22 protein-coding genes and 2 pseudogenes are annotated in these 25,822 nt (G+C 59.2%); 9 read left to right on the plus strand and 15 right to left on the minus strand.

Annotated features, from left to right (window positions below):
• Positions 1 to 58 precede the first annotated feature (58 nt).
• The 3 genes from ptsJ to CWM54_RS18280 all read left to right on the plus strand — a co-directional run bounded on the left by ptsJ (position 59) and on the right by CWM54_RS18280 (position 2,323).
• Positions 59 to 1,357 (plus strand): transcriptional regulator PtsJ, encoded by a 1,299-nt coding sequence (gene ptsJ / locus CWM54_RS18270; RefSeq protein ID WP_100698045.1) that lies wholly within the window; start codon positions 59 to 61, stop codon positions 1,355 to 1,357.
• 173 nt (positions 1,358 to 1,530) lie between these two features.
• A complete protein-coding gene (locus tag CWM54_RS18275; RefSeq protein ID WP_061153728.1) occupies positions 1,531 to 1,905 on the plus strand; it encodes a YfeK family protein in 375 nt (124 codons plus the stop codon).
• Positions 1,906 to 1,927: 22 nt separating this feature from the next.
• Positions 1,928 to 2,323, plus strand: a complete 396-nt coding sequence (locus tag CWM54_RS18280; protein ID WP_100681078.1) for a YybH family protein — start codon at positions 1,928 to 1,930, stop codon at positions 2,321 to 2,323.
• Here CWM54_RS18280 and cysM read toward each other — a convergent pair.
• From cysM to cysP, 5 genes are all read right to left on the minus strand, one after another.
• Positions 2,320 to 3,231 carry a cysteine synthase CysM gene (cysM, locus tag CWM54_RS18285; RefSeq protein WP_012540938.1) on the minus strand — a complete coding sequence of 304 codons (912 nt, stop codon included), beginning with the start codon at positions 3,229 to 3,231 and terminating at the stop codon, positions 2,320 to 2,322. The genes CWM54_RS18280 and cysM overlap by 4 nt on opposite strands.
• 118 nt (positions 3,232 to 3,349) lie before the next feature.
• Positions 3,350 to 4,444, minus strand: coding sequence for a sulfate/thiosulfate ABC transporter ATP-binding protein CysA (gene cysA / locus CWM54_RS18290; RefSeq protein ID WP_100681079.1), 1,095 nt, complete (start codon positions 4,442 to 4,444; stop codon positions 3,350 to 3,352).
• Positions 4,434 to 5,309: a sulfate/thiosulfate ABC transporter permease CysW gene (gene cysW / locus CWM54_RS18295; RefSeq protein WP_008803867.1), complete on the minus strand. Its 876-nt coding sequence runs from the start codon at positions 5,307 to 5,309 to the stop codon at positions 4,434 to 4,436. The genes cysA and cysW overlap by 11 nt, the downstream gene beginning before the upstream one ends.
• Complete coding sequence (cysT, locus tag CWM54_RS18300; RefSeq protein ID WP_100681080.1) at positions 5,309 to 6,142, minus strand: sulfate/thiosulfate ABC transporter permease CysT; 834 nt, start codon at positions 6,140 to 6,142, stop codon at positions 5,309 to 5,311. The genes cysW and cysT overlap by 1 nt, the downstream gene beginning before the upstream one ends.
• Positions 6,142 to 7,158, minus strand: coding sequence for a thiosulfate/sulfate ABC transporter substrate-binding protein CysP (gene cysP, locus CWM54_RS18305; protein ID WP_061153723.1), 1,017 nt, complete (start codon positions 7,156 to 7,158; stop codon positions 6,142 to 6,144). Before cysP ends, cysT begins: the two co-directional genes overlap by 1 nt.
• A gap of 200 nt (positions 7,159 to 7,358) precedes the next feature.
• Between cysP and CWM54_RS18310 the strand changes: the two genes are divergently transcribed.
• Positions 7,359 to 7,721: an endonuclease domain-containing protein gene (locus tag CWM54_RS18310; protein WP_100698047.1), complete on the plus strand. Its 363-nt coding sequence runs from the start codon at positions 7,359 to 7,361 to the stop codon at positions 7,719 to 7,721.
• Positions 7,722 to 8,014: 293 nt separating this feature from the next.
• Here CWM54_RS18310 and CWM54_RS18315 read toward each other — a convergent pair whose 3' ends face one another.
• The 4 genes from CWM54_RS18315 to CWM54_RS18330 form a co-directional block, all read right to left on the minus strand.
• Positions 8,015 to 8,914 (minus strand): Dyp-type peroxidase, encoded by a 900-nt coding sequence (locus CWM54_RS18315; protein WP_100698049.1) that lies wholly within the window; start codon positions 8,912 to 8,914, stop codon positions 8,015 to 8,017.
• Between the two features lie 94 nt (positions 8,915 to 9,008).
• Positions 9,009 to 9,584 carry an RpoE-regulated lipoprotein gene (locus CWM54_RS18320; RefSeq protein WP_100698051.1) on the minus strand — a complete coding sequence of 192 codons (576 nt, stop codon included), beginning with the start codon at positions 9,582 to 9,584 and terminating at the stop codon, positions 9,009 to 9,011.
• Positions 9,585 to 9,645: 61 nt separating this feature from the next.
• On the minus strand, positions 9,646 to 10,095 hold the full coding sequence (locus CWM54_RS18325; protein ID WP_061153720.1) for a DUF2919 domain-containing protein: 450 nt from the start codon (positions 10,093 to 10,095) through the stop codon (positions 9,646 to 9,648).
• Positions 10,082 to 10,507, minus strand: coding sequence for a GNAT family acetyltransferase (locus tag CWM54_RS18330; protein ID WP_002913637.1), 426 nt, complete (start codon positions 10,505 to 10,507; stop codon positions 10,082 to 10,084). The genes CWM54_RS18325 and CWM54_RS18330 overlap by 14 nt, the downstream gene beginning before the upstream one ends.
• A gap of 211 nt (positions 10,508 to 10,718) precedes the next feature.
• Between CWM54_RS18330 and amiA the strand changes: the two genes are divergently transcribed.
• Together amiA and hemF are read left to right on the plus strand one after the other, a co-directional pair.
• Complete coding sequence (gene amiA, locus CWM54_RS18335) at positions 10,719 to 11,591, plus strand: N-acetylmuramoyl-L-alanine amidase AmiA (RefSeq protein ID WP_008803861.1); 873 nt, start codon at positions 10,719 to 10,721, stop codon at positions 11,589 to 11,591.
• Complete coding sequence (hemF, locus tag CWM54_RS18340) at positions 11,591 to 12,490, plus strand: oxygen-dependent coproporphyrinogen oxidase (RefSeq protein ID WP_100698053.1); 900 nt, start codon at positions 11,591 to 11,593, stop codon at positions 12,488 to 12,490. Before amiA ends, hemF begins: the two co-directional genes overlap by 1 nt.
• Positions 12,491 to 12,533: 43 nt before the next feature.
• Here hemF and CWM54_RS18345 read toward each other — a convergent pair.
• The 3 genes and pseudogenes from CWM54_RS18345 to maeB form a co-directional block, all read right to left on the minus strand.
• A pseudogene (locus CWM54_RS18345) lies at positions 12,534 to 12,773 on the minus strand (helix-turn-helix domain-containing protein); the annotation flags it as partial.
• Positions 12,763 to 12,978 (minus strand): annotated as a pseudogene (locus CWM54_RS18350) (BMC domain-containing protein); the annotation flags it as partial. The pseudogenes CWM54_RS18345 and CWM54_RS18350, both read right to left, overlap by 11 nt.
• A 75-nt stretch (positions 12,979 to 13,053) precedes the next feature.
• On the minus strand, positions 13,054 to 15,333 hold the full coding sequence (gene maeB / locus CWM54_RS18355) for an NADP-dependent oxaloacetate-decarboxylating malate dehydrogenase (protein WP_008803844.1): 2,280 nt from the start codon (positions 15,331 to 15,333) through the stop codon (positions 13,054 to 13,056).
• A gap of 294 nt (positions 15,334 to 15,627) precedes the next feature.
• On the opposite strand from maeB, the gene tal reads away from it, so the two are divergent.
• Both tal and tkt read left to right on the plus strand, forming a co-directional pair.
• The gene (tal, locus tag CWM54_RS18360) at positions 15,628 to 16,584 is read left to right on the plus strand and encodes a transaldolase (RefSeq protein ID WP_061153706.1); all 957 of its coding nucleotides are present in this window, start codon (positions 15,628 to 15,630) and stop codon (positions 16,582 to 16,584) included.
• A 16-nt stretch (positions 16,585 to 16,600) separates the two neighbouring features.
• Entirely contained in the window at positions 16,601 to 18,595 is a 1,995-nt protein-coding gene (gene tkt / locus CWM54_RS18365) for a transketolase (protein WP_100698057.1), read from the plus strand.
• Here tkt and CWM54_RS18370 read toward each other — a convergent pair.
• The 3 genes from CWM54_RS18370 to aegA all read right to left on the minus strand — a co-directional run bounded on the left by CWM54_RS18370 (position 18,585) and on the right by aegA (position 22,332).
• Positions 18,585 to 19,631: a DUF1176 domain-containing protein gene (locus CWM54_RS18370; protein WP_061153704.1), complete on the minus strand. Its 1,047-nt coding sequence runs from the start codon at positions 19,629 to 19,631 to the stop codon at positions 18,585 to 18,587. The two genes, tkt and CWM54_RS18370, sit on opposite strands and share 11 nt — an antisense overlap.
• 63 nt (positions 19,632 to 19,694) lie before the next feature.
• The gene (nudK, locus tag CWM54_RS18375) at positions 19,695 to 20,291 is read right to left on the minus strand and encodes a GDP-mannose pyrophosphatase NudK (protein WP_061153703.1); all 597 of its coding nucleotides are present in this window, start codon (positions 20,289 to 20,291) and stop codon (positions 19,695 to 19,697) included.
• 58 nt (positions 20,292 to 20,349) lie between these two features.
• The gene (aegA, locus tag CWM54_RS18380; RefSeq protein ID WP_100698059.1) at positions 20,350 to 22,332 is read right to left on the minus strand and encodes a formate-dependent uric acid utilization protein AegA; all 1,983 of its coding nucleotides are present in this window, start codon (positions 22,330 to 22,332) and stop codon (positions 20,350 to 20,352) included.
• A gap of 373 nt (positions 22,333 to 22,705) precedes the next feature.
• Here aegA and acrD point away from each other — a divergent pair, with 373 nt between their 5' ends.
• On the plus strand, positions 22,706 to 25,819 hold the full coding sequence (gene acrD / locus CWM54_RS18385; RefSeq protein WP_100681089.1) for a multidrug efflux RND transporter permease AcrD: 3,114 nt from the start codon (positions 22,706 to 22,708) through the stop codon (positions 25,817 to 25,819).
• Positions 25,820 to 25,822 lie beyond the last annotated feature (3 nt).

Here is a 25,822-nt window from a genome sequence, read left to right on the forward strand (position 1 = left end):
GGTCACGCACTGATTATGATTCGTCCTATGCTAAATTTCATTTTGTCATAGGTCAATAATGTTTGCCGGAAAAACCGCCAGCGATATCTTCGATCATATCCGCCATCTGGTGCAGAGCGGCGGGTTGCAGCCCGGAGAGGTTCTGCCGCCGGTACGCGAGCTCGCCAGCCAGCTGGAGGTGAATCGCAATACCGTCGCCGCCGCCTATAAACGGCTGGTCACCTCCGGGCTGGCCGTCAGCCAGGGACGGAACGGCACGGCCATTAAAGCACGGGATCCGCTACCGGCGCTGGAGGGCGGTGACCCAACGACGCCGCTGAACGATATCTCCAGCGGCAATCCGGATCCCGCCAGACTGCCTGATTTAACCCGTTATCTGAGCCAGCTTGTCCGCACACCACGCCTGTATGGCGATGCTCCCATCGAGCCGCGGCTTGGTCAATGGGCCGAGGCGTGGTTTGCCAAAGAGATAGCAGTTCCCTTTGCGGTGAATCTCGCCAGCGGAGCGATTGACGCCCTGGAGCGTCTACTGTGCGCTCTGCTGCTGCCCGGCGACGGCGTGGTGGTCGAAGATCCCTGTTTTCTCAGCAGCATCAATATGGTGCGTTACGCCGGCTTTACCCCCTGCCCGGTGGCGGTGGATGCTGAGGGGATGGATCCTGACGGCCTGGAGGAGGCGTTACGCAACGGCGCGCGGGCGGTGATCTTAACCCCACGCGCGCACAATCCTACCGGCTGTAGTCTGACGGAAAATCGGGCGCATGCCCTGCGGGAGGTGCTGGCCCGCTATCCGCAGGTGCTGGCGATCGTCGATGACCATTTTGCCCTGCTGTCGGCCACGCCATGGTACTCCCCTCTTCCTGCAAGCACGCAACGCTGGGCGCTGGTGCGCTCAATGTCAAAAACCCTCGGACCAGACCTGCGGCTGGCCTTTATCGCCAGCGATACCGATACCTCAGCGGCGCTGCGCCTGCGGCTTAACGCCGGCAGCCAGTGGGTCAGCCATCTGCTGCAGGACCTGACGCTGGCGTGTCTGACCGATGAGGCGTTTATCGCCTCGATGACGGAGACCCGTCGTCACTATCGCCAGCAGAATGAGAAACTGGCGGCGGCGCTGGCCCGGCACGGCTACAGCCATGCTACGCCAGGCGATGGCCTCAATTTCTGGCTACCGCTGCCAGCGGCGAGCCAGCCCTACGCCTTACGCCTGGCCCGCGCCGGCTGGCTGGTGCGCGAGGGGGAAGTATTTGGTGTCCGGACGCCTGCGCACGGGCTGCGCCTGTCGCTGGGTCATCTGGATGCGGCTGACATTAGCCGACTGGCGGCCGATATATCGCTGGTCTTAAACCACTCCTGACGCAGGCCTTATCATTCGGCATGTTGACCCGCCGACCACATCGGTGAGTGATGGACGTCCTCCGACAAATTGACGGAAAAATGACCGGAAACAGGCGCTTTTCTGAAAGCGAAATTTGCCTGTCGCGAAGAGAGTAGACTTTACCGGACAACCCAATCAGGAAGGGACGCAAAATGAAAAACCTGCTCTGCGCGGTCATGGCGCTGTTACTCTCTTTTCCCGTCATTGCCAAACTCAATGCCTACCAGCAAGCGCGCATCAATGCGATGCTGGACGCTCTCGCGCAAAAACACGAGCTGACCTTCGTGCGCAATGGCGATCCCCACAGTTGTGAAGAGGCGGTGGCACATCTGCGGCTGAAATTAAGCAATACGCGGAACCGTATCGATACTGCAGAACAATTTATTGATAAGGTGGCATCATCGTCGTCTATCACCGGCAAGCCCTATATCGTCAGGATCCCCGGGGAAAACGATCAACAGGCGCAGTCTTACCTGCATACCCTGCTCGCCCGGACGGATAAAACAGTCCCGGTGGCGGACAAATAGCTCACAAGAAGGAGCACCAGAGATGCATCACACTGACCTGGCACTGAAAGCGGTTATTGAAGCCTGCGACCGCGCTATCTCGCAGGAAGATTACGATACCCTGATGGCCTATTACGCAGAAGACGCCGCGCTGGTCGTCAAACCGGGCATGGTGGTCAGAGGGAAAGAGAATATCCGCAAAGCCTTTATCGCCATTGCCGACTATTTCCAGCACCGACTGGTGGTGACTCAGGGGAAAATGGAGGTGATTGAAGGCGGCGGCAACGCGCTGGTGATTATGGAGACCCGGCTGGATATCCCGACGGCGGACGGGATATCCCAGGTTACGCGGCGCGCCACCTATGTCTTTCAGAAACAGGGCGGGCGCTGGCTGTGCACCGTCGATAACTCCTACGGCACCGACCTGCTCGATGCTTAGATCCCTGCCCCCTGGCTGAAGTGTTCCTCGCCGAACACGCCGGTGGAGAGGTAGCGATCGCCGCGATCGCAGACGATCGCCACCACCACCGCGCCAGGATTTTCACGGGCAATGCGTAACGCGCCCGCCACCGCGCCGCCGGAACTGACCCCGCAGAAAATGCCTTCCCGCACCGCCAGCTGACGCATGGTATTCTCGGCATCCTGCTGATGAATATCCAGCACCGCATCCACCAGCGAAGCGTTAAAGATCCCCGGCATATACTCTGCCGGCCAGCGACGGATCCCGGGAATACTGCTGCCCTCTTCCGGCTGCAGGCCGACAATGGCCACCGGTTTACTCTGTTCGCGCAAAAAGCGCGATACCCCGGTAATGGTGCCGGTGGTCCCCATGCTGGAGACAAAGTGGGTGATACGTCCCGCGGTCTGCTGCCAGATTTCCGGCCCGGTGGTAGTGTAGTGGGCGTAGGGGTTATCCGGGTTGTTAAACTGATCGAGCAGTTTGCCCTCTCCGCGCTGCGCCATCTCAAGGGCCAGGTCGCGGGCCCCCTCCATTCCCTGCTCTTTAGTGACCAGAATCAGCTCGGCACCGTAGGCACGCATCGCCGCCCGGCGCTCCTGGCTCATGTTGTCAGGCATCAGCAGCTTCATATGATAGCCTTTCAGCGCGGCGATCATCGCCAGCGCAATACCGGTGTTACCGCTGGTCGCTTCGATCAGCACGTCGCCGGGCTGAATTTCGCCGCGCTTTTCCGCTTCGACGATCATTGACAGCGCGGCGCGGTCTTTCACCGAGCCGGCCGGATTATTGCCTTCGAGTTTGACCCAAACTTCACTGCCGTTGTCCGGACCCAGACGCTGAAGCTTGACCAGAGGGGTATTGCCGATGGTGTGTTCGAGTGTATTCACGATTTTTACTCAATAAAAAAGCCGGGTGGCGCTTCGCTTACCCGGCCTACAAGACGCGTAAAAATTCCAGGCCCGGAAAGCGTAGCCTTACCGGGCGATAGACCTGCTCAATAAGCTATCAGGCCGACTCCGCCAGAGCAAGCTCGCCGCGCGGCTCGATACGCTCGGTACCGTTATACAAACGCGCGTTTTGCAGGCCAACGAACAGGCGTTCGCCGCGTGACGGCGCCTCATCGCCCGCCAGCACCACGCTCAGCGGTTCGTCATACCACCCCAGAGGCTGAACGACTAATTGGGTGTAGTGCCCTTTCGGGCTGGCTTCCAGCACCTGCACCGGCAGCGGGGAATCCAGGCTGGTCCGGCGGCTGATGTCCACTTCCCACGGACGCAGGAACAGATCCACCGGCCCCTGATATGTCGGGGTATAGCCTAACGGCCAGCGGTGCGCGCCAACGTGGAACTGTCCGCCGCGAATGGTGCCCTGCAGGCGGTTTACTTCGCCCATAAACTCCAGCACGAAACGGGTCGACGGTTCACGCCACACGCGCTCCGGGGCATCAGCTTGTTCGATGTTGCCCTGGCTCATCACCACCACCCGGTCAGCGACTTCCAGCGCCTCTTCCTGATCGTGGGTGACAAAGACGCTGGTGAATTTTAACTCTTCATGCAGCTGACGCAGCCAGCGGCGCAGTTCTTTACGCACCTGAGCATCCAGCGCGCCGAAGGGTTCATCCAGCAGCAAAATTTGCGGCTCCACCGCCAGGGCGCGCGCCAGCGCCACGCGCTGCTTCTGGCCGCCGGACAGCTGCGCCGGGTAACGTTCCGCCAGGTGGGACAGCTGCACCATCTCCAGCAGTTTGGTCACTTTGGCTTTAATCGCCGCCGCATTGGGTCGTTCACGGCGCGGCAGCACGGTCAGGCCAAAGGCGATGTTATCGAACACCGTCATATGGCGGAACAGCGCATAGTGCTGGAAAACGAAGCCCACTTTACGGTCGCGGGCGTGCAACCGGCTGACGTCGGTGCCGTGGAAGCGGATATGACCGCTGGTCTGATGCTCCAGCCCGGCGATAATCCGCAGCAAGGTGGTTTTCCCGGAGCCGGAAGGCCCCAGCAGCGCAACCATTTGTCCGGAAGGGATATCCAGCGAGATATCATTCAGCACCTGGGTGCGACCAAACGATTTCTTAATATTGGCAATCTCAATGCTCATGATTTCCCTCCTGTTGCGCGCGTTCTTTCTGATTGGCCAGACGCCATTGCAACATACTCTTTAAAAACAGGGTCAGAATAGCCATTAACGTCAGCAGGGCCGCAGCGGTAAACGATCCGACAGTATTGTAATCCTGCTCCAGTAGTTCAATTTGCAGCGGCAGCGACAGCGTTTCTCCACGAATCGAACCGGAGACTACCGACACTGCGCCAAATTCGCCGATGGCGCGGGCGTTGGTCAACACCACGCCGTACAGCAGCGCCCAGCGAATATTCGGCAACGTCACCCGGCGGAACATCTGCCAGCCGGAAGCGCCCAGCAGCACCGCAGCTTCATCTTCATGACTGCCCTGGCTCATCATCACCGGCACCAGCTCGCGCACCACAAACGGACAGGTGACAAAGATGGTCGCCAGCACCATGCCCGGCCAGGCGAACATGATCTGCAGGTTATGCGCATCAAGCCAGCCGCCCAGCGGGCCGTTAGAGCCATAAAACAGCAGATACACCAGACCGGCCACCACCGGCGAGACGGCGAACGGGATATCCAGTAACGTCAGCAGCAGCTGGCGGCCGGGGAAGGTAAAACGTGTCACCAGCCAGGCCAGCAGCGTACCGAACACCAGGTTCACCGGTACGGTAATCAACGCAATCATTACCGTCAGCCAGATGGCATGCAGCATGTCCGGGTTGGCCAGGTTTTCCAGCACCGGCATGAGCCCTTTGCTGAAGGCCTGGATAAAGATATAGAGCATCGGCACCACGAGGATGAAGGCGGAGACCACCATCCCGACGCCAATCAGAAACCATTTCCCCCAGTTGATGCGGGGCGCGTCGTAGCGTTTCAATTGAGTAACTTCCGCCATTAGTGACCTACCACGCGTCGACCAAAGCGACTCTGCAGGGTATTGATGGAAAACAGCAGCAGCAACGAGGCGGCCAGGATCACCGAGGCGATCGCGCTCGCCGCCGGATAGTCAAACTCCTGCAGACGAATAAAGATCATCAGCGAGGTCACCTCTGTCTTCCACGCGATGTTGCCAGCGATAAAAATCACCGCGCCGAATTCGCCGAGGCTACGGGTAAACGACAGGGCAATACCCGCCAGCAGCGCCGGCGACAGCTCCGGCAGCACCACTTTGCGAAAGCTCTGCAGGCGCGTCGCGCCCAGCGTTTCCGCCGCTTCCTCATACTCGGGCCCCAACTCTTCCAGCACCGGCTGCACGGTTCGTACCACGAACGGGATGCTGGTGAAGGCCATCGCCACGGCGATGCCGAGCCAGGTATAGGTCACTTTAATATCGAACTTCGCCAGCCATTCACCGTAAATTCCGTTAACCGAAAACAGCGAAGCCAGTGTCAGGCCGGCCACCGCCGTCGGCAGCGCAAACGGCAGATCCATTAAGGCATCCAGCAGCGTGCGGCCAGGAAAACGATAGCGAGTGAGGATCCAGGCCATCAGCAGACCAAAGACGCCGTTAAAAATCGAGGCCACAAACGCCGACAGCAGCGTCACCTTATAGGCCGCCACCACCTGCGGATTGGTGATCACATCCCAGTATTGCGCCCAGCTCATCTGCGCCAGCTGCATCACCAGCGCGCTGAGTGGTAATAACAAAATCAGACAGACAAACAGTAGGCTGGTGCCGAGGCTCAGGGTAAAGCCCGGCAGCACGCGCTTGGACGACACAGCAAACATTACTTACGCCCCGCCGCCAGCAGTTTGTCCAGTTCGCCGCCGCTGGCGAAGTGGGTTTTCATCACCTCAGGCCAGGAGCCAAACTTGTCCTCTACGCGGAACAGCTCGGTCTGCGGGAATTTATCCTTCAGGGCGTCCATCACTTTCGGGTTGTTTACCCGGTAGTAGTAGTCGGTAATGATGGTTTGCGCCTGCGGGCTGTAGAGCCAGTTCAGGTAGGCTTTCGCCGCCTTTTCCGTGCCATTGGCTTTGACGTTTTTATCCACCCAGGCCACCGGGAACTCCGCCAGAATGTTGGTTTTCGGGATCACCACTTCAAATCCCTGCGCCTCATACTGCTTACGAATATTGTTCACTTCCGATTCGAAGCTAATCAGCACATCGCCCAGGCCGCGTTCAGCAAAAGTGGTGGTCGCCCCGCGTCCGCCGGTATCAAAGACTTCGACGTTCTTCAGAAACTGGGTCATAAACTGTTCGGTTTTGGCTTTATCGCCGCCGTCGGCTTTATCTGCCGCGCCCCATGCCGCGAGGTAGGTGTATCGGGCGTTACCCGAGGTTTTCGGGTTCGGGAAAATCAGCTTGACGTCAGAGCGAACCAGATCGTTCCAGTCATGAATGTTTTTCGGGTTGCCTTTACGCACCAGGAAACCCATCGTCGAATAGAACGGTGAGCTGTTGTTCGGCAGGCGGCTTTGCCAGTCGGCCGGGATCAGGTTGCCTTTGTCATGCAGGATCTGCACGTCCGTCACCTGGTTGTAGGTGACCACGTCCGCCTTCAGGCCCTGCAAAATAGCCAGCGCCTGCTTGGATGAACCGGCATGCGACTGCTTAATCGTCAGCGTGTCCCCGCCATTGTCCTTCGCCCACTGCTGCTCAAAAGGCGGGTTAAGGGCGGCAAACAGCTCGCGGGAGACATCATAGGAGCTGTTCAGCAGCTCCGTCGCCTGCGCCTGCGCGACCAGCAGCATGGAAGCCGCCAGCGCCAGATATCCTTTTTTCAGTGATTTAACGGCCATTGCGCACCCTTATCAACGTTGAACATTTTCTGATGATCATCATATTTATAACGGGTACGAAAGGAGTAACGGTTTTATATACCGTTTGGCGATTTGGAAGTCGAAAAGAGAATAAGCAACTGGCAAAGCTTTGCTGAAAGCGGCTCGCAGATTAGACGTGTCATTGTGACAAACGGCAGCCAGGCGTGCACTGTGTTTATATGAAAAACACACAGATATTTGCTCGTCAGCTCAGACGTAGCTTAACGCCAACAGAACGTCGACCAGGGTACTTACTGCGCAACCGCCATTTTGCTTGCTATAAGTTTCGCCGCCAGCATCCCGTTGGCCCCTATATTCTCGATTTTGCCTGCTGCGCAACACGGCTGGCGATTGAACTGGACGGCGGCCAACACGATGAGAGGCGTGCCTACGATGTTCGCCGCACCCGCTGGCTACAGAGCCAAGGATGGCGGGTTTTACGCTTCTGGAATAATGAGTTTGAAGAGTATGAAGATGCGGTGATGGAGAGAATACTTGAAGCGCTTGAGTCGCCGATGCCCTCACCCCGCCCCTCTCCCTGAGGGAGACGGAGAAAAAGAGTCCGCACGCAGAATCCATAACCGCACCGTACCGTCCCCTCTCCCTCATTGAGAGGGAGAAAGAGAGTCCGCACGCAGATTCCATAGCCGCACCGTACCGTCCTTTCTCCCTCAGGAGAGGGAGAAAGAGAGTCCGCACGCAGATTCCATAACCGCACCGTACCGTCTCCTCTCCCTCAGGGAGAGGGTGAAAGGCGGTCCGTACTGGGGCTTGCTAACCGTACCGAACGGTTCCCTCTCCCCCTTGGGGAGAGGGTTAGGGTGAGGGGAAAAAATTACAGCGCCTGGATACGCTCCAGCGACGGCGCGAAATAATAACCGCCTGTCACCGGTTTGGTGAAGCGCAGCATCGCGTCGCGTTTACCGTCGGTATCGCCAAACATGCTCAGCAGCTGCTGCTCAATGTTATACAGGCGCGCGCAGTAGGCGCAGAAGTAGAGACCGTTAGTGCCGCTGGCCGTGCCGTACGGCAGGCTCTGACGGACAATTTTCAGTCCTTTGCCATCTTCTTTTAAGTCAACGCGGCTCAGGTGCGAGGTGACCGGACGCTCGTCGCCATCGATCTCTTCGTTGGCTTCTTTGGTACGGCCGATCATCATCTCCTGATCCGGTACGCTCATGCGGTTCAGCTGTTTGAGATTATGCTCCCAGCGCTGGACAAACACGTAGCTGCCGCCCGCATCCACGCCGTCTTTGATCACCGCCACTTCGCGGCGGGTTTCTTCCCCCGCCGGGTTTTCGGTGCCGTCGACAAAGCCGCTGAGGTCACGTTCTTCCACCCAACGGAAACCGTGGATCTCTTCTTTCACGTCGATAGCATCGCCAAAGGCGGCCATCGCGGCCTGCGCTACCGAGAAGTTAACTTCATGGCGGGCGGATAAAATATGAATCAGCAGGTCATACTGGGTGGACGGCGCCAGCCCTTTGCCGTAGACCGGAAAATCTTTTAACTCTTCCGCCCCTTCGCCGCCGCTCAGCTGACGCCAGACGTTATTGCCGAACGCCACCACCGCCCCGAGTTTGGCGTCGGGGAATTTAGCCTGGAAGGTGGCTACGTTATCAACAAAATTTTTGCTCGCTTCGCGCAGGGCGTTAACGTCCCCTTTGACATTGGCTTCAATCCAAATCGCCGCGCGGCAATGTTCCGGCATAATGCCGCTCTGAACCTGAGACATCGCTCCTCCTGAAATGATGCAACCGCAACGCTGTCGCGTTGCTAACGCGCCATTGTAACCGTTTTTCAGGGCCGTCGTGTCTCTTCAGATCAATTTAGCGACGCCAGATAATTTTGCTAACCTTCCAGTTTTTCAGGGTATCGTCGGAGGGCATCAGCTCGTCCGGGCCGCTCCAGTGGCCGGTAAAGGCGTAGCTGATATGCTGGCTCCCCTCGGCCTGACACTCGACGACCGCGCCGTTATCATTGCTGCCTTTCTGGCAGTTACCAAAGGCTTTGCTGTACAGGTCGCTAAACGGTGTGCCAATTTTCACGCCGCTGGCGGTTTTGATTTCGGCATCACGCACGTCAATCCGGTTGATGGTACCGTTGTCGCCATTGATGGTCAGCGCCACGCTGTTGTCTTTCAGCGCTTCAAAGTAGTGGACGATATTGCCCTTATCGGTCTTCATCCCGCTGCGTAAACGGTAGTCGCTCCCCAGCGCATCGCTAATAGCCTGTTCGTTGAGCGGCGTGGAAGCCGTCAGTTTACCCACTCCCTGCTCGGTCACCTCGGTGGAAGAGCCAAACCAGTTCCACGGATAGGCCGCCGACCAGTTGACTGCGCTCATCGTGGAGCAGCCGGTCAGCGCCAGCGGAAGCGCACAGAGCATTAAACGTAGCGATTTCATATCACAATCCTTTCTGAGTCATTCAACGCATGTTGGAGTTCACGATCGGCAAAAAGTGCCCTTAAAAGGTGGTCTGGCGAAAACAGGCGCCCAGACGACGGCTGGTTAACAGCCACCACAGGGCATAGCCATCCGCCACCAGCAGCCCGATGGTCAGCGAGGAGGGAGATTCGCCGCTGAGCCATAGCATCGGCTGCCACAGCAACAGCAGCACTTGCGATAGCACCAGCAGCCAGCGCATCGCCCGCCACACGCGCGGCAGGCGCTGACGATAGCCGCTAAGCAGAAAGGCCAGCACCGCCGGCACGCCGGGGAGTAAACCGAGCCAGAAGCGGTCGTGATCGGGATAGAACAGATTAAGAATCGCGTCGCCCTGCTGGCGCGATGCGCCGGCCATCAAAAACAGCACCCACGTGCGCGCCTGCAACAACAGCACGCACCAGAAGAGCAAAGGCAGACGCAGACGGCCATGGGCATCAAAATCGGCGGGGATAAACTCAGTATTCTTCATCTTCGATCAGGCGCTTGCCCAGGGTCAGGACATCGGCGTATTCATAGCCCAGCCGCTCATACATTCCCTGCACCACGTCGTTGTCTTCACGGACCATAATGTTGATTTTCGGGCAGCCGCGGGCAATCAGCTTTTTCTCGAGCCGGTTGAGCAGCGCGTTCGCGATACCCCGGCCACGATATTCCGGATGGACGCCGAGATAATAGGCCGATCCGCGATGACCGTCATATCCGCCCATCACCGTGCCGACCACTTCGCCATTCACTTCCGCCACCAGAAACAGGCTGACGTCATGATTCAGCTTGCGCTCAATATCCATCTCCGGATCGTTCCACGGGCGCAGCAGATCGCAGCGCTCCCACAGCGTCACAACCTCTTCGAAATCCTGCTGGCGAAAAACGCGAATCTCCATGGTATTCCCCACCATTGACGGTTAAAAACAGTGATTATGGCGCGAATATAACTGATAGCCAATATCAGGCGAAATCAGCGACAAAAAATGGCATAATATGACTTTGTCATGTATTGAAATGAAAAGTAAAACAATTCTTATTTTGAATGGTCGTAACGGCAAACGCGATACGATATAACATTGGACATCACTTGTTTACAATTCAGGCCGAATGAGCACTTTTAAACCCTTAAAAATACTTGCTTCGCGCCGTCAGGTGCTGAAAGCCGGGCTGGCTGCGATGACGCTGAGTGGCGTCGCCGCACAGGTCAGCGCAAAAGAGCAGCCACTGAAAACATCAAATGGACACAGCAAACCCGCCGCTAAAAAGGCCGGCGCCCGCCGCGTTGTGATGCTCGACCCGGGCCACGGCGGTATCGACACCGGGGCTATCGGCCATAACGGTTCGAAAGAGAAGCATGTGGTGCTGGCGATCGCTAAGAACGTGCGCAGCATTTTGCGCAGCAACGGCATCGACGCCCGCCTGACCCGTACCGGCGATACCTTTATCCCGCTGTACGACCGCGTGGAGATTGCCCATCAGCACGGCGCCGATCTGTTTATGTCGATCCATGCCGACGGCTTCACCAACCCAAGCGCCGCCGGCGCCTCGGTGTTTGCGCTGTCAAACCGCGGCGCCAGTAGCGCCATGGCAAAATACCTCTCCGATCGCGAAAACCGTGCCGATGAAGTTGCCGGTAAGAAAGCGACCGATAAAGATCATCTGCTACAGCAGGTGCTGTTCGATCTGGTGCAGACCGACACCATTAAAAACAGCCTGACGCTGGGCTCGCATATCCTGAAAAAGATCAAACCGGTGCATAAGCTGCACAGCCGCAATACCGAGCAGGCGGCGTTCGTGGTGCTGAAGTCGCCTTCCATTCCGTCCGTGCTGGTGGAAACCTCGTTTATCACTAACCCGAACGAGGAGAAACTGCTCGGCACCACCGCTTTCCGGCAGAAAATCGCCACCGCGATTGCCAACGGCATTATCAGTTATTTCCACTGGTTCGATAACCAGAAAGCCCATTCGAAGAGACGTTAATGAAACCCGATGCCGCGCAGGTTAAAACTTTTCTGCTCCAGCTCCAGGACAGCCTTTGCCAGCAACTGAGCGCTGTCGATGGCGCACCGTTTATTGAAGACGCCTGGCAGCGGGAAGGCGGTGGCGGTGGGCGCAGCCGGGTGTTGCGCGACGGCAAGGTGTTCGAACAGGCCGGGGTTAACTTCTCTCACGTCCATGGCGATGCGATGCCCGCCTCGGCAACTGCTCATCGCCCGGAGCTGGCGGGACGCAGCTTTGAAGCCATGGGCGTCTCGCTGGTGGTTCATCCGCTGAACCCCTATGTGCCCACCAGCCATGCCAACGTGCGGTTCTTTATTGCCGAAAAGCCAGGCGCCGACCCGGTATGGTGGTTCGGCGGCGGTTTTGATTTAACCCCCTACTACGGCTTTGAAGAGGATGCCGTCCACTGGCATCGTACCGCCCGCGATCTGTGTCTGCCGTTCGGCGAAGCCGTCTATCCGCGCTATAAAAAATGGTGCGATGATTACTTCTATCTGAAGCACCGCCAGGAGCAGCGTGGTATCGGCGGTCTGTTCTTTGACGACCTGAATACCCCAGATTTTGACCATTGCTTCGCCTTTATGCGGGCGGTTGGTAACGGCTATGCTGACGCCTATTTACCCATCGTCGAACGCCGGAAAGCCACGCCGTTCGGCGAGCGCGAGCGCCACTTTCAGCTCTATCGCCGCGGCCGCTACGTCGAGTTCAATCTGGTCTGGGACCGCGGCACCCTGTTCGGCCTGCAGACCGGCGGGCGTACGGAGTCGATTCTGATGTCGATGCCGCCGCTGGTGCGCTGGGAATATGATTATCAGCCCGAGCCCGGCAGTCCCGAGGCGGCGCTGAGCGAGTTTATTCAGGTGCGCGACTGGCTGTAACGGCCGGATGGCGGCTGGCCACCCGGCAGCGGCGTCGCTTCGCTCACACCCACTGGCGCAGGCGATGGTGTAGCGTCATCGACGGTTTCTCAGCAAACAGCTGCTGATAGTCGGTGGCGAACTGCCCCAGATGCCAGAATCCCCACTACATGGCCGCCTCCTTGACCGTCTCCCGCTCTGACCAGGGACTTATCAGCTCCCGGCGTACGGCGTTCAGACGGATCCGTTTGAGCCAGGCGTTGGGGCCAATCCCCAGAATCGCATGGAAGGCGTTATGCACGCTGAACAGGATGACGGGCAATATCGAGAACGGCATCGGTAAAGGCGTTGCAGGCGGCTTTACAGGCCACCGGGCTTCCCGTCAAAAAGGCGGCCGAATAGTTGGTTTCCGACGGCGGCGGGACGTAGGTCACCAGCCGAACGTCGGCCGACTTCATCGCCGCATCGATGCCGAACGTCGCCTCCAGCGGCGGATTAAAAAGGCAGGCTCAGCGTTTTTACTCGCCGGCCTGCCTGATATTGTGCGCGGAAAACTCTCCGCGCATTAACATGAAAAAAAGAGATTACAGCGGTTCGGTTTGCGCTTCGACAACGGCCAGCGCCACCATATTCACAATGCGGCGTACGGAGGCGATCGGCGTCAGAATATGCACCGGCTTCGCCACCCCCATCAGCACTGGCCCGACGGTCACCCCTTCCGAACTGGAGACGCGCAGCAGGTTGTAGCTGATACGGGCGGCTTCCATATTCGGCATCACCAGAATATTAGCCGACCCCTTCAGCGGGCTGTCCGGCATGCGATCGTTGCGGATGCTTTCCACCAGCGCGGCGTCGCCATGCATTTCGCCATCGATCATCAGCTCCGGGGCGCTCGCCTTCACCAGTTCAAGGGTTTTGCGCATCTTGCTGGCTGACGGGCAGTCGGCTGAACCAAAGTTGGAGTGCGACAGCAATGCCACCCGCGGCTCAATGCCGAAGCGACGCACGCTTTCCGCCGCCATCAGGGTGATCTCCGCCAGCTCTTCCGGCGAGGGATCGTGATTCACATAGGTGTCAGCGATAAAGGTGTTGCCGCTCGGCAGCAGCAGCGCATTCATCGCCCCGGCGGTGCTGACGCCATCGCGATAGCCAAACAGCGGCTGCACCACGCGGTAGTGGTCGTGGTACTCGCCGATAGTTCCGCAGATCATCGCATCCGCTTCACCGCGATGAACCATGATGGCGCCAATCACCGTGGTGTTGCTAATCACCGCCCGCTGCGCCTGCTCCTGGGTAATGCCGCGGCGCTTCATCAGCTGGTAGTACTCGCTCCAGTACTCTTTAAACCGCGGGTCGGATTCATTATTGACGATCTCAAAGTCAACGCCGGCCTTGATCTGCAGACCCAGCTTCTGGATGCGCATTTCAATCACGCTCGGGCGCCCCACCAGAATCGGTTTGGCCAGCCCCAGCGACACCAGCTCCTGAGTGGCGTGCAGTACCCGGGTCTCCTCCCCTTCCGCCAGCACCACGCGCTTCGGCTCTTTGCGCGCCTGAGAGAAGATAGGCTTCATAAACAGGTTGGTTTTATAGACGAACTCGCTCAGCTTCTCGATATAGGCGTCAAAATCGGCGATCGGGCGCGTTGCCACGCCGGAGTCCATCGCCGCCTTCGCCACTGCGGGGGCGATTTTGACGATCAGCCGCGGGTCGAACGGTTTCGGAATGATGTAGTCCGGGCCAAAGCTTAAATCCTGATCGCCGTAGGCGGAGGCCACCACTTCACTCTGCTCGGCATGGGCCAGCTCGGCAATGGCATGCACCGCCGCCAGCTTCATCTCTTCGTTGATCGCCGTCGCGCCGACGTCCAGCGCGCCGCGGAAGATGAACGGGAAGCAGAGCACGTTGTTGACCTGGTTAGGATAGTCGGAGCGGCCGGTACAGATGATGGCGTCATCGCGGACCTGCTTCGCCAGCGGCGGCAGAATTTCCGGCTCCGGGTTAGCCAGGGCGAGGATCAGCGGCGCGCGCGCCATCTTCTTCACCATCTCCGGGGTCAGCACTTTCGGACCAGAGCAGCCGAGGAAAATGTCCGCGCCGTCGATCACATCGTCGAGCGTGCGTTTGCCGTCGTCTTCCACCGCGTAGGCGGCTTTGGTTTCCGCCATGTTCGGCTCACGGTCTTTATAGATGACCCCTTTCGAATCGCAGACCACGATGTTGTGCTTTTGCATGCCCAGCGCCACCAGCAGGTTCATGCAGGCGATAGCCGCCGCGCCCGCGCCGGAGACCACCATCCGCACGTCGGACAGGTTCTTCTCGACGACGCGCAGGCCGTTGAGGATCGCCGCGGTGCTGATGATCGCCGTGCCGTGCTGATCGTCATGGAAAACCGGAATATTCATGCGCTCGCGCAGCTGCTGCTCGATGTAGAAACACTCCGGCGCTTTAATATCTTCCAGGTTGATACCGCCGAAGGTCGGCTCGAGGGCGGCGACGACGTTAATGAATTTGTCTGGATCCAGCTCATCGACTTCGATATCAAACACATCGATGCCGGCGAATTTCTTAAACAGGACGCCTTTACCCTCCATCACCGGCTTGCCGGCCAGCGCGCCGATATTGCCCAGCCCCAGCACCGCGGTGCCGTTGGAGACGACCGCCACCAGGTTGCCGCGGGCGGTGTATTTGTAGGCCGCCAGCGGATCTTTTTCGATTTCCAGACAGGGGGCCGCGACGCCCGGCGAGTAGGCCAGCGCCAGATCGCGCTGGGTGGCGAGAGGTTTGGTCGGCGAGACCTGGATTTTTCCGGGAACCGGAAATTCGTGGAAGTCGAGGGCGCTCTGTTTTAACTGCTCATCCATTTTATATTCCTTTCTTTCACGTATCGTTCGTAGGGGAAAAGCGTGATGACCATCCTGTCGTTCACCTTTCAGTGGCAGACAGTATCCCTCCTGGCGGGGCGATAAACTTTGAACACCGCCAAACTCTGCTCATCGCTATGATCTGGTTGTTATCAATTTATAGCGGTTATGTTACCCGGATTCACCGCCAATAATAGCCCCGTCTGCTATGCTTTTTGGTTATGTACCTCATCAATATTTATACCGCATACCGGCAAGCACTCATGTAACACCTTGTTCCAGGAGGACTTATCCATGAATCAGCTAGACAGCATCAAGCAATTTACTACCGTAGTCGCCGACAGCGGCGATATCGAATCCATTCGCCACTATCATCCAGAAGACGCCACCACCAACCCCTCTCTGCTGCTGAAGGCCGCCGGGCTGGCGTCCTATAGCGGACTCATTGACGACGCCATCGCCTGGGCCAAAAAGCAAGGAGGCGGACGCGAAGCGCAGGTGGCTCACGCCTGCGATAAGCTGGCGGTGAACTTTGGCGCGGAGATCCTCAAAAGTATTCCGGGCCGGGTCTCCACCGAGGTGGACGCCCGGCTCTCCTTCAACCGGGAGAAGAGTATCGAGAAAGCGCGCCACCTGGTGGCGCTGTATCAGGAGATGGGCATTGATAAGTCGCGGATCCTGATCAAGCTGGCATCCACCTGGGAGGGGATCCGCGCCGCCGAGACGCTGGAGAAAGAGGGGATCCACTGCAACCTGACGCTGCTGTTTTCTTTCGCCCAGGCCCGGGCCTGCGCCGAAGCCGGGGTCTATCTGATCTCCCCTTTCGTCGGGCGTATTTATGACTGGTATCAGGCGCGTAAACCGCTGGATCCTTACGTGGTTGAGGAAGATCCGGGGGTGAAATCGGTGCGCAATATCTATGACTACTTCAAACAGCATAAATACACCACCATCGTGATGGGCGCCAGCTTCCGCCGCACCGAACAGATCCTCGCCCTGGTCGGCTGCGACCGGCTGACCATCGCCCCGCCCTTGTTAAAAGAGCTGCAGGCCAGCGACGCCCCGGTGGTGCGCAAACTGATCCCTGCCAGCCAGATCCTGCCACGCCCGGTGCCGCTCAGCGAGGCGGAGTTCCGCTGGGAACATAATCAGGATCCGATGGCGGTCGAAAAGCTGGCGGAGGGGATCCGCCTGTTCGCCGTCGATCAACGCAAACTGGAAGATCTGCTTGCCGCCAAACTGTCACTTTAGTCTCACGGAGAAAACTATGTCCCGAAGAGAGCTTGCCAACGCCATCCGCGCCCTGAGTATGGATGCGGTGCAGAAAGCCAATTCCGGCCACCCCGGTGCGCCAATGGGGATGGCAGACATTGCCGAAGTGCTGTGGAACGATTTTCTCAAGCACAATCCGCAGAACCCTGGCTGGGTGGACCGCGACCGCTTTATTCTGTCCAACGGCCACGCGTCGATGCTGCTCTACAGCCTGCTGCACCTGACCGGCTACGATCTGCCGCTGTCAGAACTCAAGCAGTTCCGTCAGTTGCACTCTAAAACGCCGGGCCACCCCGAACATGGCTATACCCCCGGGGTGGAAACGACCACTGGCCCGCTGGGCCAGGGGCTGGCGAACGCCGTCGGCATGGCCATCGCCGAACGCACCCTGGCGGCGCAGTTTAACCGTCCTGGGCATGAGATTATTGACCATCACACCTGGGTTTTCATGGGCGATGGCTGCCTGATGGAGGGGATCTCCCATGAGGCCAGCTCGCTGGCCGGCACGCTCGGACTCGGTAAGCTGATCGGTTTTTACGATCACAACGGCATCTCCATCGACGGCAAAACCGACGGCTGGTTTACCGATGATACGGCGGAACGCTTCCGCGCCTATCACTGGCACGTTATTGGCGACATTGATGGCCACGATCCGCAGGCCATTAAACAGGCCATTGCGGAAGCACAGGCGGTGAAAGATAAGCCGTCGCTGATCATCTGCCGGACCATCATCGGCTTCGGTTCGCCCAACAAAGCGGGGTCGGAAGAGTCTCACGGCGCGGCGCTGGGCGAAAAAGAGGTGGCCCTGGCCCGCCAGCAGTTGGGCTGGAAATATCCGCCCTTTGAGATCCCGAAAGAGATCTACCAGGGCTGGGATGCGCGTCCGCGTGGCGAGAAAGCCGAGCACGCCTGGAACGAGAAATTCGCCGCCTACCAGCAGCAGTTCCCGGAGCTAGCCGCTGAGCTGACCCGCCGCATGGGTGGCGCCCTGCCGGAAGACTTTGCCGCGACGGCCCATCACTACGTGGCGAAGCTGCAGGCCGAGCCGGCGAAAATCGCCAGCCGCAAGGCCTCGCAAAACGCGCTGAACGCTTACGGCCCACATCTTCCGGAACTGCTGGGCGGTTCGGCGGATCTCGCGCCGAGTAACCTGACCATCTGGTCTGGCTCGACATCGATTAAAGACGATCCTGCGGGTAACTATATCCACTACGGGGTGCGCGAATTTGGCATGACCGCGGTGGCCAACGGTATCGCCCTGCACGGCGGTTTCATTCCGTATACCTCTACCTTCCTGATGTTCGTGGAGTACGCCCGCAACGCCGCGCGCATGGCGGCCCTGATGAAGGCCCGGCAGATCATGGTCTATACCCATGACTCCATCGGTCTTGGGGAAGACGGCCCGACCCACCAGGCGGTGGAACAGCTGGCCAGTCTGCGACTGACGCCGAACTTCAGCACCTGGCGCCCCTGCGATCAGGTGGAGACCGCCGTCGCCTGGCAGGCGGCCATTGCGCGCCAGAATGGGCCAACGGCGCTGATCCTGTCGCGACAAAACCTGGCGCAGATGCCGCGCACCCCGGATCAGGTGCAGGCTATCGCCCGGGGGGGCTACGTGCTGAAAGATGCCGGCGGTAAACCCGACCTGATCCTCATCGCCACCGGCTCGGAAGTGGAGATCACCGTGCTGGCCGCAGAAAAACTGTTGGCGAACGGGGTGAATGTGCGGGTGGTCTCGCTCCCTTCCACCGATGTGTTTGATGCCCAGGATGAGGCCTGGCGCGAGTCGGTGCTGCCGTCGGACGTCAGCGCCCGGGTGGCGGTCGAGGCCGGGATAGCAGACTACTGGTATAAATATGTCGGCTTAAAAGGCAAGATCGTCGGCATGACCGGCTATGGTGAATCCGCGCCTGCGGAGCAGCTGTTCCCGTTCTTTGGCTTTACGGTCGACCATATCGTCGCCACTGCGGAGCAGGTGCTTAACGGGTGATCCACAGCGTGGGCCAGGCGTCTGGCCCCTGCCAGTTATCACACGTCGGCTGCTGCGCGTAGCGGGAGAGACTGAACCGCTGGCCGTCAAAACGCCAGCGGGTCTGGATCCCGCAATCGCCGGCCTCGCGGCCTTTATCCAGGGTCACCAGCTCATGGCGGCGATCATCATAGCTGGCGTTGATAAGCTCGATCTCCCGCGGCGCCTCGCCCGGCGGCTGAAACGGCAGCGTCAGCCGCACCTGACGGGCGACATAGGGCCGCTGGCGGGAGACCAGCCAGGCCAGCCAGACGGTGTTGTACGCGCCGGATTCGCAGCTGGTCATCAGCAGCACTTTGTCATCCGTCAGCGCAGTAACGCGAATTTCGCGGCGGAAGGGATCGAGGGAGCAGTTACTGTTGTTCATCCGCTCATTACCGTAGTCCATCAGATCGTTGAGCTCCTCACGCCCCAGCGGCGACTGCGCTGTTTCCGCGGTCGCCACCGCGCGCAGCGCCGGGGCCGGCGGTACGCTGAGCGGTGGCTCTTCACCTTTACCGACCCAGGCCGTTTCGCTGCCTACCCGCTTTTGCCGATCGTCGATAAAAAACAGGGCCGCTTTCAGCCCCTGCAGGGAGATGCTCTGCAGGCCATTGGCCAGCGAGAGCGTTTTCCCCTCCTGAACCTGCTGGAGAAACGCATCGATCGTCACGCTGTCGCCGGTTTTAATGAGCTTATCTTCAATGTGCCAGCGCTTGTCGGTCAGGGACAACGGCTTGCCATCCAGCAGCAGGCGCGGCGCTATTGGCGCGAGCGTCGCCACCGGATTGCCGGTGCCACCCAGTTCGATACGCAGGCTGGCGTCAGTCACCGCCCCGGCGCTGCGGCTGAGGGTCATCACCAGCCCATAATGCAGCCCCACGTTGCGGGTGACGCAGAAATTTTGGTTGTTACAGGTGACCTGCCAGTCGTTGAAGCGCTGCTGCGTCGGTGCCGACCATGCCTGCGAGCAAGGCAGCACCGCCAGAAAGAGGAAATAAATGATGCGAAAAAGCATGAACCGCCCGACCCCAGATAAACCCGACCACGGCGCCTATCCTGGACAACGGCAGCCGCTTACTCAATCGGATTTGTCAGAGTTCCCCGACATCAGGCCGGAGGTTTGCAGATACTGCAGCAGAATGACCGCCTTACCGTCGCGGATCTCCCCATTAGCAACCATCTGCAGCGCCTGGCTAAAGGGCAGTTCCAGCACCTCGATGGATTCATCATCCACCCCGCCGCCGCTGGTGGTTCGCTGCGCATCGCTGTACTCAGCGATAAAGAAATGCACCACTTCGGTAACGCCACCTGGCGACATAAACAACTCAAACAGCTTACGCACCTCACCCACTTCATAGCCGGTCTCTTCCACCGCCTCTTTACGAATGCACGCTTCCGGTTCGTCGTTGTCCAGCAGCCCGGCGCAGGTTTCAATCAGCATGCCGTCATGATTACCATTGACCCAGGTGGCGACCCGAAACTGACGCACCAGGACCACCGTTTGCTTGCGGCGATTGTACAGCAGCACGGTAGCGCCGTTGCCACGATCGTAGACCTCGCGCTTATGGCGCACGACGCTGCCATCCTCGCGCGTCAGCTCATAGGTCATGTTGCGTAACACGAACCAGTTTTCAGAGAGGATTTTATCTTTAATGACGTGAATATTGAGTGACATACCGACCCCACAGCGTAAAAGGACGTCCTCATACTACGCTGCGGGGCCGGGTTTGTCGTCAGTGAAGCGGCGTCGTTTTCAGCGCCAGATAGTCAAGGATCCCCTGCGCCGCGTGACGGCCTTCCGCCATCGCCGTCACTACAAGGTCTGCGCCGCGCACGGCATCGCCGCCGGCAAAGATCTTCTCCTGACTGGTCTGGTAACGGTAACGGCTCTCGACGCCGGCTTTGATGCGCCCCTGGCTGTCCAGCGCCACGCCCGCCGCTTCCAGCCAGGGCATGCGGTGCGGGTGGAAGCCAAAGGCCATGATCACCGCATCTGCCGGCATAACAAACTCACTGCCGGGGATCGGCGTCGGGCGGCGTCTTCCTCCCGCGTCCGGGGCGCCCAGTTCGGTGCGCAGAAAACGTACCCCATTCACCCGCCCGCTCTCGTCCAGCTCCAGGGTCACCGGCTGGACGTTAAATTCAAAGACCGCCCCCTCTTCGCGGGCATTTTTGACCTCTTTTTTCGAGCCCGGCATGTTGGCTTCATCCCGCCGATAGGCGCAGGTCACCTGGCGGGCGCCGTGGCGCAGCGCGGTGCGCACGCAGTCCATCGCTGTATCGCCACCACCCAGCACGACGACGTTCAGCCCGGCGGTGTTGATATAGGGCTCCTGAGCCGATGCCGCCAGCCCCATCACCTGTTTGGTGTTGGCGATAAGAAACGGCAGCGCATCGTAGACGCCGGGGGCCTCTTCGTTCGGCAGCCCCGCCTTCATGGAGCGATAAGTTCCGGCGCCAACGAACACCGCGTCATAATCGGCCAGCAGCGTCGCCATGGGGATATCTTTCCCCACCTCGCAATTGAGCTCAAAGCGGATACCCATCTCGCTGAAAATCCCCCGCCGCCGGGCCAGCAGCGATTTATCCAGCTTGAACGCCGGGATGCCGAAGGTCAGCAGGCCGCCGATCTCCGGATGACGGTCAAAGACCACCGGCTGGACGCCGTGACGCACCAACACATCGGCGCAGGCCAGCCCGGCCGGCCCGGCGCCGATAATCGCCACCCGCTTACCGCTCGGCGTAATCTGCGAGAGGTCCGGACGCCAGCCGCTGGCCAGCGCCTGGTCGGAAATATAGCGCTCAATGTTGCCGATGGTGACTGCGCCGCTTTCATCGCGCAGGGTGCAGGCACCTTCACACAGCCGGTCCTGGGGGCAGACGCGACCGGTGATCTCCGGCAGGCAGTTGGTCTGATGGGAAAGCGCGACCGCGGCGGCGATATCCCCCGCCTTAACCAGCTCGACCCACTGCGGAATATGGTTATGCAGCGGGCAGGTCCATTCGCAAATACTGTGTTCCCCACATGTGAGGCAGCGGGCGGCCTGCTGCTGCGCCTGCGTCGGGGTGAACGGCTGATAGATCTCCTCAAAGTGGCTCTTACGCACCTCCGCCGCCAGCTTATCCGGCTCCCCGCGCGGCGGCGTCATCGCCATTTGCCTGGCCTTCGCGCCAGCATTGGGCTGGCTGCAGGGCGGCGTACCGCGCTGCCACGGCTGCGCCTCCTGGCATGCCGAGCGCAAACGCCGCTGCTTCGCCAGCGTGGTCAATGTCTCATCGTCGGCGAGGGTCAGCGCCTGCGCGGGACAGTTTTCCACACAGGCCGGTCCCGCCTCGCGGCCCTGGCACAGATCGCACTTCTGCGCGCTGGCCTTTACCTGACCTGCAGCCTGCGGCGTCACCACCACCTGCATCACCCCGAACGGGCAGGCCACCATGCAGGATTTACAGCCAATGCATTTCTCCTGACTGACCTGAACGCTGTCGCCGGACTGGGCGATAGCGTCGTTGGGACAACTGCGGACGCAGGGGGCGTCTTCACAGTGGCGGCAGGTGATAGCGTTACGCTGGCCCTCCGCTTTGATGACGGTGATACGTGGCAAAAAGCGCTGCGGGGTCAGCACGTGTTGCTCCTCGTTATGCGCCATTACGCAGGCCACTTCGCAGGCCTGGCAGCCGATACATTTTCGACTATCGCTCAAAATAAAGTGGTTCATGGCTTCCTTTTGTCTTATTGGTGAATAACCCCTCAATACGCATGCCTATTTATTACCCGACAAGACGGCGCCGGAACAATGTCCAAATGCCCAGGATAAACTTTTTCTGGAGAGAATCCGTTTTGGATCAATTTTTTTGACTTAACTGAAATGAGGTTTCACACCGGCAAGGGATAATGCGCCCCGGCTGCGGCAGAGAAGCTGAATGTCTGCCTGCTGACAGGAAAGTTCGATGTTTCTTTACGATACGGCAAAAGCAACATGATAAATTACACTATCTCCTTAATTTCTCCACGATTGCCGGAGGCGCTGGCGCTAAAGTGGCACAGGCTGTGCAATAACAAAAAAATGTGCATATGAGGTCTTTATTCTGATGGCGAATTTCTTTATCGATCGCCCCATTTTTGCGTGGGTACTGGCAATCCTGTTATGTCTGACGGGCACCCTTGCCATTTTGTCGCTTCCGGTTGAACAGTACCCCGACCTGGCCCCGCCGAACGTGCGGATCACCGCTAACTATCCCGGCGCCTCCGCGCAAACCCTGGAAAATACCGTCACCCAGGTTATCGAGCAGAATATGACCGGCCTCGATAATCTGATGTATATGTCATCCCAGAGCAGCGCCACTGGCCAGGCGACGATCACGCTCAGCTTTACCGCCGGTACCGACCCGGATGAAGCCGTGCAGCAGGTTCAGAACCAGCTGCAGTCGGCGATGCGTAAACTGCCGCAGGCGGTGCAAAACCAGGGGGTGACTGTGCGCAAGACCGGCGACACCAATATCCTGACCCTCGCCTTCGTCTCCACCGACGGCAGCATGGATAAACAAGATATTGCCGACTACGTCGCCAGTAACATCCAGGATCCGCTCAGCCGCGTCAACGGCGTGGGGGATATCGACGCTTACGGCTCGCAATACTCAATGCGCATCTGGCTCGACCCGGCGAAGCTCAACAGCTACCAGATGACCACCAAGGATGTGACCGACGCCATCAGTTCGCAGAACGCCCAGATTGCCGTCGGCCAACTAGGCGGGACGCCTTCGGTCGATAAGCAGGCGCTAAACGCCACCATTAACTCGCAATCGCTGCTGCAAACCCCGGAGCAATTCCGTGATATCACCCTGCGCGTCAATCAGGATGGTTCAGAGGTGACGCTGGGCGATGTCGCCACCGTCGAGATGGGGGCAGAAAAGTACGACTACCTCAGCCGCTACAACCGGCAGGCCGCTTCGGGCCTGGGAATTAAGCTTGCTTCCGGCGCCAACGAAATGGCCACGGCGGAGCGCGTGATCAATCGCCTCAATGAGCTGTCGCAGTATTTTCCTCACGGTCTGGAATATAAAGTTGCCTACGAGACCACCTCCTTTGTGAAAGCCTCTATCACCGACGTGGTCAAAACGCTGCTGGAGGCGATCCTGCTGGTCTTCCTCGTGATGTATCTGTTCCTGCAGAACTTCCGCGCGACCCTGATCCCTACTATTGCCGTACCGGTGGTGCTGATGGGTACTTTCGCGGTGCTGTATGCCTGTGGCTACAGCATCAATACCCTGACGATGTTCGCAATGGTGCTGGCAATCGGCCTGCTGGTGGATGACGCCATCGTGGTAGTGGAGAACGTCGAGCGCATCATGAGCGAGGAAGGCCTGTCGCCCCGCGAGGCGACCCGCAAATCGATGGGGCAAATTCAAGGCGCGCTGGTGGGGATCGCCATGGTGCTGTCGGCGGTGTTTGTGCCGATGGCCTTCTTCGGCGGCACCACCGGGGCCATCTATCGCCAGTTCTCGATCACGATCGTCGCGGCGATGGTCCTTTCAGTGCTGGTGGCCATGATCCTCACCCCGGCCCTCTGCGCGACGCTGCTCAAGCCGGTTAAGCCTGGTGAATCCCATGAAAGAAAAGGCTTCTTCGGCTGGTTCAACCGCACCTTCAACCGCAGCGCCAGCCGCTATGAAACCTTTGTCGGCAAAATTCTTCACCGCTCGCTGCGCTGGATGCTGATTTACGTTGTCCTGCTCGGCGGGATGGTATTCCTGTTCCTGCATCTGCCCACCTCGTTCCTGCCGCTGGAAGATCGCGGGATGTTCACCACCTCGGTCCAGTTGCCGAGCGGCGCTACTCAACAGCAGACGCTGAAAGTAGTGCAAAAAGCGGAAGATTACTTCCTCAATAACGAGAAGCAGAACGTCGAGTCGGTATTTGCCACCGTCGGTTCCGGCCCCGGCGGCAACGGGCAGAACGTGGCCCGCATGTTTGTGCGTCTCAAAGACTGGGACCAGCGCGACCCGGAAACCGGCTCCTCCTTTGCCATTATTGAACGCGCCACCAAAGCGTTTAATCAGATCAACGAAGCGCGAGTCATCGCCAGCAGCCCGCCGGCCATCAGCGGCCTCGGCAGTTCGGCAGGCTTCGATATGGAGCTGGAGGATCACGCCGGTAAGGGGCACGACGCGCTGATGGCGGCACGCGATACGCTGCTTGAACTGGCCGGCAAAAACCCGCTGTTGACCCGCGTCCGCCATAACGGGCTCGACGACAGCCCGCAGCTGCAGGTCGATATCGATCAGCGTAAAGCGCAGGCGCTGGGCGTCTCCATTGACGACATCAACGATACGCTGCAAACCGCGTGGGGGTCGAGCTACGTCAACGACTTTATGGATCGCGGCCGGGTGAAGAAAGTCTACGTCCAGGCAGCGGCGAAATACCGGATGCTGCCTGACGATATTAATCTCTGGTATGTCCGCAACAGCAGTGGCACGATGGTGCCGTTCTCGGCCTTCGCCACCTCACGCTGGGAGACAGGCTCACCGCGTCTGGAACGCTACAATGGCTACTCGGCGGTGGAGATCGTCGGTGAGGCGGCGCCAGGTATCAGTACCGGCACCGCGATGGACATGATGGAGAAGCTGGCCGCGCAGTTGCCAACCGGCTTTGGCCTCGAATGGACCGCCATGTCCTACCAGGAACGCCTCTCTGGTGCTCAGGCGCCGGCACTGTACGCGATTTCGCTGCTGGTGGTGTTCCTGTGCCTGGCGGCGCTGTACGAGAGCTGGTCGGTGCCGTTCTCGGTGATGCTGGTGGTCCCGCTCGGGGTGATTGGCGCCCTGCTGGCGACCTGGATGCGTGGCCTGGAGAATGATGTTTACTTCCAGGTGGGCCTGTTGACGGTGATCGGCCTGTCGGCGAAAAACGCCATTCTGATCGTTGAGTTCGCCAACGAGCTGAACGAGAAAGGCCAGGATCTGCTCAGCGCCACGCTGTCGGCCTGCCGTCAGCGTCTGCGCCCCATCCTGATGACCTCGCTGGCGTTTATCTTCGGCGTGCTGCCGATGGCGACCAGCACCGGTGCCGGCTCCGGCAGCCAGCATGCGGTCGGTACCGGGGTGATGGGCGGGATGATCTCTGCTACCGTACTGGCCATCTTTTTCGTGCCGCTGTTCTTTGTGCTGGTACGCCGTCGCTTTCCGCTGAAAGAGCGTGCGCAATAAAAC

This window comes from Klebsiella sp. D-Nf1 (genome assembly GCF_002810515.1).
Classification (GTDB): domain Bacteria; phylum Pseudomonadota; class Gammaproteobacteria; order Enterobacterales; family Enterobacteriaceae; genus Klebsiella; species Klebsiella variicola.